The organism is Filibacter tadaridae (assembly GCF_900609045.1).
Taxonomy (GTDB): domain Bacteria; phylum Bacillota; class Bacilli; order Bacillales_A; family Planococcaceae; genus Sporosarcina; species Sporosarcina tadaridae.
On record NZ_UXAV01000006.1, the window covers coordinates 1 to 9,895 of the forward strand.

Annotated in this window: 11 protein-coding genes; 5 read left to right on the plus strand and 6 right to left on the minus strand. The window is 36.7% G+C overall.

Annotation, left to right across the window (positions count from 1 at the left end):
- Positions 1–613: 613 nt before the first annotated feature.
- The 4 genes from FILTAD_RS00040 to FILTAD_RS00050 form a co-directional block, all read right to left on the minus strand.
- Positions 614–820, minus strand: a complete 207-nt coding sequence (locus FILTAD_RS00040; protein ID WP_124068468.1) for a hypothetical protein — start codon at positions 818–820, stop codon at positions 614–616.
- Between the two features lie 337 nt (positions 821–1,157).
- Positions 1,158–1,478, minus strand: a complete 321-nt coding sequence (locus tag FILTAD_RS16250) for an HTH domain-containing protein (RefSeq protein ID WP_427854268.1) — start codon at positions 1,476–1,478, stop codon at positions 1,158–1,160.
- A 120-nt stretch (positions 1,479–1,598) separates the two neighbouring features.
- Positions 1,599–2,837 (minus strand): S1 family peptidase, encoded by a 1,239-nt coding sequence (locus FILTAD_RS00045; RefSeq protein ID WP_124068469.1) that lies wholly within the window; start codon positions 2,835–2,837, stop codon positions 1,599–1,601.
- 219 nt (positions 2,838–3,056) lie between these two features.
- Entirely contained in the window at positions 3,057–3,422 is a 366-nt protein-coding gene (locus tag FILTAD_RS00050) for a YhfM domain-containing protein (protein ID WP_124068470.1), read from the minus strand.
- An 898-nt stretch (positions 3,423–4,320) separates the two neighbouring features.
- Between FILTAD_RS00050 and FILTAD_RS00055 the strand changes: the two genes are divergently transcribed.
- The 5 genes from FILTAD_RS00055 to FILTAD_RS16020 all read left to right on the plus strand — a co-directional run bounded on the left by FILTAD_RS00055 (position 4,321) and on the right by FILTAD_RS16020 (position 7,678).
- Positions 4,321–5,322, plus strand: a complete 1,002-nt coding sequence (locus tag FILTAD_RS00055; protein ID WP_124068471.1) for a replication initiation protein — start codon at positions 4,321–4,323, stop codon at positions 5,320–5,322.
- 4 nt (positions 5,323–5,326) lie between these two features.
- Positions 5,327–5,644, plus strand: a complete 318-nt coding sequence (locus FILTAD_RS00060) for a hypothetical protein (RefSeq protein WP_124068472.1) — start codon at positions 5,327–5,329, stop codon at positions 5,642–5,644.
- A gap of 252 nt (positions 5,645–5,896) precedes the next feature.
- Positions 5,897–6,451 (plus strand): MerR family transcriptional regulator, encoded by a 555-nt coding sequence (locus FILTAD_RS00065; protein WP_238988097.1) that lies wholly within the window; start codon positions 5,897–5,899, stop codon positions 6,449–6,451.
- A gap of 72 nt (positions 6,452–6,523) precedes the next feature.
- A complete protein-coding gene (locus tag FILTAD_RS00070; protein WP_124068473.1) occupies positions 6,524–7,018 on the plus strand; it encodes a YrvL family regulatory protein in 495 nt (164 codons plus the stop codon).
- Between the two features lie 138 nt (positions 7,019–7,156).
- Positions 7,157–7,678 carry a DUF5412 family protein gene (locus FILTAD_RS16020; protein WP_238988098.1) on the plus strand — a complete coding sequence of 174 codons (522 nt, stop codon included), beginning with the start codon at positions 7,157–7,159 and terminating at the stop codon, positions 7,676–7,678.
- 762 nt (positions 7,679–8,440) lie between these two features.
- Here FILTAD_RS16020 and FILTAD_RS00085 read toward each other — a convergent pair.
- Together FILTAD_RS00085 and FILTAD_RS00090 are read right to left on the minus strand one after the other, a co-directional pair.
- Positions 8,441–8,899 (minus strand): hypothetical protein, encoded by a 459-nt coding sequence (locus FILTAD_RS00085; RefSeq protein WP_124068475.1) that lies wholly within the window; start codon positions 8,897–8,899, stop codon positions 8,441–8,443.
- Positions 8,896–9,895: phage integrase N-terminal domain-containing protein (locus tag FILTAD_RS00090; RefSeq protein ID WP_203229601.1), on the minus strand; the 1,000-nt coding region annotated here is incomplete at its 5' end. The genes FILTAD_RS00090 and FILTAD_RS00085, both read right to left, overlap by 4 nt.

The following is a 9,895-nucleotide window of genomic DNA, read 5'->3' on the forward strand; positions in this document are numbered from 1 at the left end:
CTCTTGTATGCCGATACACTTTCTCCATCTGTGCCATGATCGGTGAATTTCCTTTTGTCATTTTTTCAGCCCCTTCTTCAAAAAGTGCATAGCTCACCCGTTGGCATTTTTGAGCATCCTCAGGACTTCCTCAAAAAACCGAAGGTTAAAACCAAAACACAAACCCTGTGATAACAGTATTTGTGGGTGTATTTTAGGCTTTTTGGTACAGCTTTCTCTTTGCCCGAATTGCACTTCAGATTTTTATCACTTCGTTCAAAATCTGTGGCGTGCTCATTTGGCTATCGCCAAATAGCGGGCAAAGAGAAAGCTGTACCTCGTATCCAATTGTGTGTGTGAGTATTGAATGGAACATCCCCTAACGGGTTGGCTTCGCCATGTTCCAGTGAACTGCCATCAGGCAAGCATATCGCTTAGGTCTTCGACCTCGTTCGCTTCCTGCCGGAATTTATTAACCGCTCCAAGCGTAGCGATCGGCTCTTTCCGTCAGCCTGCATTACGAATGCTTACACGCGCATTAACGTCCATCTTGTTTGCGACAAAGTCGCAAGGCAACCTGTATTTGCTGACTGCCTTACCTGAAAGTGAAGTCATTAAACTCCACTCTATTTGTTCAGCCCCATGTTCCATCCACGTAATATCTAAACCACTCGCCGTTTGCGAAATGAACGTTTAAACATTTGTTGGGAACATCCCTTTCAACTTTTGTAACTTCCTCTCGTTCATACTTTTTTCGTTCCTCTGAACCCATTGCATTTACATGCCGTTTGTACACCTGTTCGAATAGTTTTTGTTCGTTTTCCGATAGTTTAGTTAGCATATTTCCTCTCTCCTTTTCGAGTTTTGTACTCATTTTGAGCACTCCATTTTTATGATTTGTTGTACTTTACTGCAAAATGCAGCATTTAATAACGTTAGTTTTTTGGACGCAAAAAGACCTTTGGCATCTGATTTTTTCCGTAGCAAAATAGGAGTCTAGTTTGCTTACGCCACAATCAGCCCAAAGGCCTGTCATTAGTCATCACCGCCGAGTCCCGCATGGGTCTGGCCAATAAAAGTTAAAGTAAATTAATATGCTATTAGTTTATCAGTTTCATTTAGAGTTTTCAAATGCTTTGTTAAAACGATTTAAACAAATACAGTTGGCCCTGTTTTTGTTACCTTTTAACCCTTATTTGAATTTGGTTTCGATGGTTACATAACATTACTCCATCTTTCTCGAATGCTTTTCTCCGCCGTGCAGCTGAGTTACGTATACGTGATATCCCGATTACCTCTTCATCAAATCCCAACGCTTCAAATATCTCCCCAGGGAACATGCCTCTTTCAGATTGTTTCATAAAAAGTTGCTTAAATTTATCGGAATATGTAATCCCTTTTACACTAACCGACCTAACATAAGGATTTTTAGATAATAGGCTAATCTCTTTCTCTGTGAAAGTCTTTTTACCCATCTCAAATTTCGCTGTCCCGTTCATCCTCAATTAATTTTACACAAAAAGACCCTATAAAGTGGACTCTTTTTAAAGTGTCTACTTTATAGGGTACAATTTACTTTATAGAGTTCTTTTTTATTAAATTTGTATGAAGTAAAAAGATTATTTAATTCGCAAAGCAGTATTAGCTGTATAGATGCTTACACCGTAATGGTTGGCTGCATCTATAAGGTGGGTATTATAAATGACTTTTCCAGATCCGTATTTATCACCATACTGACTAACTAATCCTAATAACTCATTGTTTTCATTATAAACAGGACCACCACTATCGCCATGGTCTGCAAACACGAAATCGGAAGTCACTTCAAAAAACTCGCGCCCATCAAGGTACGAAACAACCCGAGTGTTCGTCACAATTCCTACCGTTTTGTCTGTATAGGTGCCCGACTTTGAAACGACATCTAATTTAACGGGACGTTGAACAGCGTTTATTCGTGCGTCATAGTCACCTTTTGAAGTTTCTCTAAATAACTTGTTTGTAGCCCATCTTCCATCTGGAAGATTTCCCGACTGAGTGATCTTTACTAGCCCAAAGTCAAATGGTCCGCTATCTAAATGACTTTCACCTATGGGAGCATCGTATTGACGAAAGAGTCCAAATTCATTGGTCAAACAGTGCCCTGCGGTGACTATAAAGTAATCGGCGCCTTTAAATCCGACGCCGGTCGTGGTACAAGTGTTACCAGAAGGAAGTTTAAGTCCTATTCCACCACCTAGTTCACTGAAATTAGAGTACCTTGTTTTTGCCGCTAAAGGAGTAATTAAGCTTGAGACTTCATTACTTGGTTCTGTAACGGTAACGCTTGGATCTTTCAAGAGAGGACTTGGTATAAATTCATATTTCGAGTCGATATCAAACTGGATAAAGTCTTCTCCATACTCTTTATATAGTGCTGAAATTTGTTGTTTTTGTTCGTCAGTAAGAGAAGGTGTCTGTAATGTAAGTCCATTACTTTCTTCGTTCATGGCAATTTTAGTATACTTTGATAGATTCAAATGCTTGGTTTTTTCACTGAATTCATCCTGAATAGCAAAGAGATCAACCTCAGAATATTGTACATTTTCGACAATTATATTCTTTTCGTCAGCAAAGTCAGTCAACAAAGATGAAGCACTTTTAGCACTAGGATTATTTTTAAATTGAATTACCAATTCGCCTTTATCATTGTAATAACGGTTACCAAAATGCCTAAACTCTTCACTCGTCAAATTGTGTGCTTTTAAAACGGCGTTGAATCTAGCTTCATTTTCTTCCTGTAAAGAACTTGCTTCAGCTGTATTTAGTCCAAATAAGGAATATACAGTCAAAGACAAAGCCAATAACATAGATTTTTTCATGAAATCAACCCTCTTTCTATTTAAGTGCCAAATACTATCAGTATACACACTTTTAGGTTGGAAAAGTAATCAAATAGAACTTATTTTTAATATTATGTTTTTCATTTATTCACAACTGAAGGTGAAACATTACTTAAGTCTTCTTCACGAAAGTAGTTAACCCCATTACTCAATAAGAAAAAGTTGCCACGTAAAGGCAGCTTTTAGTTCAAACAAGATTTAATCTTTGTTAACAAACTCGTTAACCTCTTTTGTTGAACTAGTTGAAAGTGAATAAATAGTGTGAGTATCTTTTGTGTTCATAACTGTTCCGTTATCTTCTGAGATCCAAAGTAAATACGATTCTTCACCAGAACTGAATGTATACTGTGGATTCGCCAAATTAACAATACCGGGTTCCTTGGTCGAATCACTTACTGCTGTACTGAATATAGCTATTTCATTTGTTTCTTTTAAATCTAAGTGTTCCATTTTTGTTTCTGAGTGACTTTTCGCTACAGGTACGCTAGTTTCAAGTAGTTCTTTTTGAGAACAACCTACTAATAAAAGTCCAATTATAATAAATAGAATCAATACTTTTTTCATATTATCCTCCCTTCCTAATAATGGACGTACATTATTTTGGAAAAGTCACACAATATCATTATTAAACAATCTGGTCGTTAGTTGAACAAGTAACTGGGTGCTCCATGAGATCCACCTGCAAACCATCGAACTGATTGCTAACCAATTTTGTATAGTCCATACATAACAAGTAGACATAACATCACTTCATGGCAGTTGATCCTAACAGGAAACCCCTTGTAAATCCTCAGTTTCCCTTCTATGGTCCTTCTATGGTCCTTCCCTTTCGTTATGCACTAAATTATACATCGTTGAATTAACGGGCTTTCTGGTGGACGTTGGACCTGTCTAAACGAATAAATATACAAAACGCCTCGGTGAAATGAATCGAAAAATGTACTAAGATAACTCCTTTCTTAAAAACACTTTAAAGGCCCCTAGAAGACGTTCTATGATCAGATAGGTAGATACACTTACCTTCTCTCTTAAAATTGATATACGGAACCGCTGTGCATTTCTATGGCTATATTTACTAGACTCGAAGAGCGGGACAAGTTCTTTTATGGATTCGTCTCGCTCTTTTTTCTAGTAATGTTTTTTGTATTTGAAGTAAAATAACTCGCTTCTGACTTTTAATAGAAAAAGAGAAACGCATGACAATTAGCGAATGCTATATATATAATCTCTTTTAAAAGACTTAAAAGACTTAATAACCTTTAATAGGCTCGCGAGCCCTAGAGCCCCAAGGGTTACAGAGTTTTATTGCACTTTTTCCCTCCTTTTATTGCACTTTTTCTCTCCTTTTATTGCACTTTTTCTCTCCTTTTATTGCACTTTTTCTCTCCTTTTATTGTACTTTCGTAATACGTAAAGTACAATAAAAGGAGAGAAAAAAGATAATGGGGAATGGGTGAGTTGATTGGCTAGGGAAAACGATAAAAAACAATTGGTGTCTTATGAAAACGGCATTAAAAAGAGTAATGACTTTTCAATGGCAAAGTTGAGTCATGGCTTAACTTTAAATCAAATGCAATTATTGGCTTTCGCAATTTTTTCAACACAACAGGACGGGCAAACAGGGTTCATTAAAGCCGATTTCGAACGGAAATTTGATCTTAAACGTTATTTAACCAAAGATGCCAAGATAGATGCACAACGATTATTGGATTTAAAGTTCAGTATTGAGGATTTGGAAAATGATTATTTTGAGTATTGGAATGTGTTTCAATCAATTAAATACGATAAGGGTGAATTTCGCTTTAAATGGACTGACGATATGATTCCTCACATTTTGGAGTTAAAGGATCATTATGTAACAACTGATTTAACTATTACATCACAATTCAAGAGTAGCTTTAGTTGGACGTTATATGAATACTTAAAGGCTCGTTACGGGGCTTACTATGTACCAGTTTCAAAAGAAGCTCTCCTGCGTTTGTTCGGTGTTGAAAACAGAAAAACATATCAGTCCAATACAGGTCGATTCAAGAAAACTGTATTAGATGTTGCTATTGAAGAATTAAACAAGTACACCGAACTTGAAGTATGGTACAAAGAAAAGAAAAAAGGTCGAGCTATTGTCGGATTTGAAATACATTGGTCAACAGGTAAAACAGTTCCGTTAGCAACAGACAATCAATCAGAGGAACTAAAAAGGCTGATTGACGAAGTGTTTGCGCTATGGGACGCCGTTCATCGAATGCAAAACGAAGATAATAAAGAGAAAGCGAAAAAACTAGTTATAGAAACAGAGGAGATGCGAAAGGGCAAAGGAGAGCAAGTGACTTCAAAAGAAGCAAGTGAATATATTCCACGGGCGAAAGATAATCTTAGATGGATTGAAATGATGTTGGAAAATGATGAAAAGCCAACTGTTAAAAAATCTGTACCCTTCTATAATTGGTTAGAAGAAAGAGAGTGATAACATGCAAACAACCATCGTTAACCTGAAGGATCAAACCGATAAATCCACTTTAAATGTTGACGAAACGTTTTGGTCACTGGTTCAATTTGTTGCGCATTATAGCCAACTTATCGAAATCAAAATGAAAATGGGAATTACTCACCGTTTTCTTCACTATTGGGCTTATGAAGTTATACAAGACAATGACGACCACACGGAAGAACAAAGGCAAGAAGTTTATAAATTCGAAGGGTGCAGCTATCGTTTTTCGAAGGACAGTGATGATTTTACAAAGTGGTTATACGACGAATCTAAAAAACGAGATTTATTATTGTTTTGATTAAAAGAGTTTTTTTCTAGAAACAGGTATCGGATCCTCGTTTATCGAATTGGAAGTTACAATATCAACTGCCCACAATATCATCGTGGGACTAGGCGAAGCCTGGTGTTTTAAAGGGGTCAAGTTTTTTCGTTTTAGGCACGCTAGTGTGCCTTTATATTTCGATGTTAGGAACGCTATCGTGACAGATTAAATCGGTTTATAGAGCTTTTTTATGTAAATTTATTTTACAAGATAACAGGAGATTAACACGTGAAAGTTGAAGGGATAGATGGGGTGATCGGAATGGCCGAATACGGAATGTTTGCGAAAGAATTAGCCCTTAATCTAGATATAAATACGAATACACTTCGACGATGGGCAATTGAACTTGAAGGACAGGGCTATGGATTTTCTCGAAATGATAAAAATCAAAGAATTTATTATCAGCATGATATTTTAGCGTTATCGGACTTCCAAAAAATCATTGAAAAAACACAGAGCTTAGAAATCACCGCAAAGGCAGTCGTTTCAAAGGTTAATGATAAGAAAAACGCTGAAATGATGCTAGGCGTTATTGAAGAAAGTAAGGATAAAATCGTGTTTTCTAAAGAGGAATTAGATGATTTGATAAATCGGGTTGCAAGTGAAGCAGTTGAACGAGCAGCCGAGCATTTATCTAAGAAATTTCTAGACATCATTGAGCAGCGAGATAGGAAGTTGATCCATGATCTAACTGAAACGATGGAACAAAAACAGCTGGGGGTTGCTGCGACGCTCGAGGAAGAAAGGCCGAGCCTTTTCACTCGCTTTTTTAAAAAGCGGTGAAAAAGTGGGTGTAGAATTATTGAAAGTTGCCTGCTATTGTTCAATTAACGGGCCATATTGTGGAATTTGTAAATGAAAAAAACTAAATTAAAGGTGAGGTATAGCAAGGAGGAGTTCACTATAAAAAAACTTAAAGCAGTTGTCATTTGTACGTCCATCGTATTGTTCATTTTGCTCGCTATTACTTTTTTTGAATATATTTTCCTAAGATTACTCGGATTACAATATAATTCAATTAGTGCTTTACTGTTTTTCTTTGTTCTATATATCTTTCTTGAAATACCACTTTCACTCATTACAAATGCGATACCAAAGGCTCTAAAATCCGTGGGTATTATAAAAACAAGTAAGGGCTGGCTATTGTTTATTTTAAATACAGGGCTTACGTTTTTGTTAATCGGATTGCTCGACACTTTTATGGTGAATATTGAAATTTCTATACAAGGCGCATTCGTATTTGCGTTGATCTCGGGTTTCCTAAGTTGGAAATTAAGTAATGACGATAAAGAACCACCTGATGCTGCTAGTAAAGAATTCAAAGAAATAGGGAATAAGTATAATTCATAAATAAAGTGTGATTTGGGGATTGGTGTAATAATTTTAAATTACACAAACGGGCGCTTTTGTTGCATAGCAATATACCAGAATCGGGCCATTTAGTTCCAAACAATTCTTTGAAAAAACTTAAAATCAGGGGGAAACTTTGTGGGAAGTAAATATAATTTATGGTCCTTCCTCTTATGTTTGATATTAATTATTTTTTCTTTGCAGTCTTTATATGCGTCATTTAACCGAACTTGGCAAATGGCACCACCTGCTTTGACTTTATGGTCGCTCGCTGTAATAGCTTTGGTTATGGGTATTATTGGTTTCAAAGACAAAAGCAGTTGGAAGGCAAGGTGGAGAAGTAGGCTGACGATGATGATGTCATTTCCTCTTGTGGTGATTTTCCTGTTAGGAACAATGGTAAATACATTTGCGAGAGAACACATTGAATCAACACAATCGCCTGACTCGAAAATCTCCATAGACTTTTATACATTAAATGGTGGAGCAGCTACCTCTATCAGTGTGACAGGAATCATAAATGGTCCCCTTTGGTTTAAAAAGAGGATTTATTATGAAGAGCCTATGCAAGAGGTTGAAGTAGAATGGGTAAATGATCATATTGTTATAATTAACAACCACACCTTGAACTTGGATAAGGGAGAGTGGTTTGCCGACTAACAATCGATTTTTTGAAATTTATCTACCTGCTTAAAGAGATGATCTTCTTGTTCAACAAAAGGGCGCATTTTTTAAAGAAAGATCAGCGCTCAATTATAAACGGGCTATTTAGTTGCAGATGCACTTTCGTGAAAAAAGGAATGCCAAAGAAGCTATTAATCGCAACTAAAAGGGGGAATGATTGGTGAGAACTAAGGTCTTTGAATGGATTGGTTTTATTATTGTTTGCGTTTCAATAATAATCCATAGTATATTTCGCGCAAATGGTATTACAACTGGCATGGGAATAAACTTGAGTGTTATCGGAATAGTTCTAGGAGCGATTCTTGCTTTCACATTCTTCTTTATTAGAAAATCCAGAAACAATAAAGGGCAAAAGAAGTCGTACAATTAATCGGCTATTTTAGTGGAGTTTTTCATTATTGGGCGCGTTTGTTGAATAAAAAATTTGAAAAGAGTTAATTGAAGAATAGGTCTTTTTTGTTTACGTGTAAAAAAACAACACAACTTTAACCAGTAAATTAGTAGGAGCTTTAACACATGTATTAGCAGAGCTACAATCGTTATTGCATGCCTGTTGAATGGTCTGATAATAAGCTATCTAAAAGCTGTTGCTTTTCAACCAAAAGGTTCACGCATAGGCAAAAAGAAGACACCTGATTCATCCGCGAATTGGGTGTCTTTTTGGTTGTTTAACTGAGTTTTTGTACCAGTGAACTAAACGGGTTAGAATTACCTCCTAGTCGGTTTTTCAATTTTAATTTATCCTATTTTAGAACGTTTAATAATTTCGTTAAACTCATTACTAACTGGAAGATGTTTTTTCATCAGCTTGACAGAAGTCTCACCACAGCATGATTCCCTCGCCCAAAATCTATCTATTTGTATTATCGGCGCACCATATCCACTCTCTTCAATAATAGTGACAATTCTGTTTGAAACAGTCCTTGTACTATGAAGAAAAGTTTCCTTTGTTATAACTTCAAGATACCTTTTTGGAAGGTCTTTTATAAGTTCTATTTCATAAAAACCTTCTAAAATTAATCCTACAGCATCCTCACTCATACAAGCAGAGTCATCTACAATTTCTTCAAATTTTAAATCAATACATGCTAAAACTTCAATTAGTTCTGCAATTTCTTTCTCACTTTTAATAAAAATACTACTTTCATCACTACCATAAAAATGAGTAATTTTATAAATGTTTTTGTTTTTATTCATAGTAAAGCACTCCCTTTTTCCCCCAGATATACGTCAATGACATCTACTCGTTCATGGCCAACTTCTTTCGTAACGATTGCTGCAGCTTGTAACTTAGAATAGCCTTTTCCTATTTCTTGCTGCACTCGATCCTGGATGTAGTTGTATCGTAATCCGTGATAAGTTAAAGCATTAGGATTTCCCTCATACATACGAATTTCTCGGCCTTCGGCCGTTTCGAATTGTTGCCGATTATTTTGCATGAACTTCTCGACACGATTAACTGCCGCATGCGTTTGTTCTCCAGGACGAATAAACAACCGACCACCTCTTTGAACGTCTTGAATTCTACTTTCCATGAGATGTTTTCCGAGAGAAGACAATGGAACCTGTCGCCATTTCCCATTCTTTGCTTCACCTTTAACCTGATAAACACCACTTCGTAATGCTTTTTCTACTTGTGATCTACTCATTGCAACAGCTTCCGTCACTCTTAACCCCATGGTCCTTGCCAACTGCATGACATCTCTCACATCAGCTGCTGTTTCTGTTCCCCTCCCGTCGCTTTCAGCGACGTCTTGGACGAACTGCTGCATAGCGTTATATTCATGGTCTGTCCATGCCCTATTGCCTTTTACCGCAGGTGTCTTGCCCAATGCAATGGAAAATGCATTTTTTAGCTCTTTGTTGTCGGAAAGTTCATGTTTGATGTTTGGGATCATGTCATGCATGTAGCGAATTGCTCCTAAGTCATTTTTGAGCGTTTTCGGTGCGATCCCTTCCGCTTGTCGTTGCTGGATATAGGCTACTACATGTTTATCCTGTAAATTCCGCAAGTTTTTCATTTTGAATTTTTCATCTAAAAATCCGATAAAATTCCGACAGCTGCTTTCGTATCTGGCACGAGTAGCAAAGGAGTTTGCTCTTGTATGCCGATACACTTTCTCCATCTGTGCCATGATCGGTGAATTTCCTTTTGTCATTTTTTCAGCCCCTTCTTCAAAAAGTGCATAGCTC

What these genes read in the sequence shown, in the direction of transcription:
- FILTAD_RS00040 (WP_124068468.1), bottom strand. Translation starts at nt 820, where the DNA reads ATGCTAACTAAACTATCGGAAAACGAACAAAAACTATTCGAACAGGTG.
- FILTAD_RS16250 (WP_427854268.1), bottom strand. Translation starts at nt 1,478, where the DNA reads ATGAACGGGACAGCGAAATTTGAGATGGGTAAAAAGACTTTCACAGAG.
- FILTAD_RS00045 (WP_124068469.1), bottom strand. Translation starts at nt 2,837, where the DNA reads ATGAAAAAATCTATGTTATTGGCTTTGTCTTTGACTGTATATTCCTTA.
- FILTAD_RS00050 (WP_124068470.1), bottom strand. Translation starts at nt 3,422, where the DNA reads ATGAAAAAAGTATTGATTCTATTTATTATAATTGGACTTTTATTAGTA.
- FILTAD_RS00060 (WP_124068472.1), top strand. Translation starts at nt 5,327, where the DNA reads ATGCAAACAACCATCGTTAACCTGAAGGATCAAACCGATAAATCCACT.
- FILTAD_RS00070 (WP_124068473.1), top strand. Translation starts at nt 6,524, where the DNA reads ATGAAAAAAACTAAATTAAAGGTGAGGTATAGCAAGGAGGAGTTCACT.
- FILTAD_RS00085 (WP_124068475.1), bottom strand. Translation starts at nt 8,899, where the DNA reads ATGAATAAAAACAAAAACATTTATAAAATTACTCATTTTTATGGTAGT.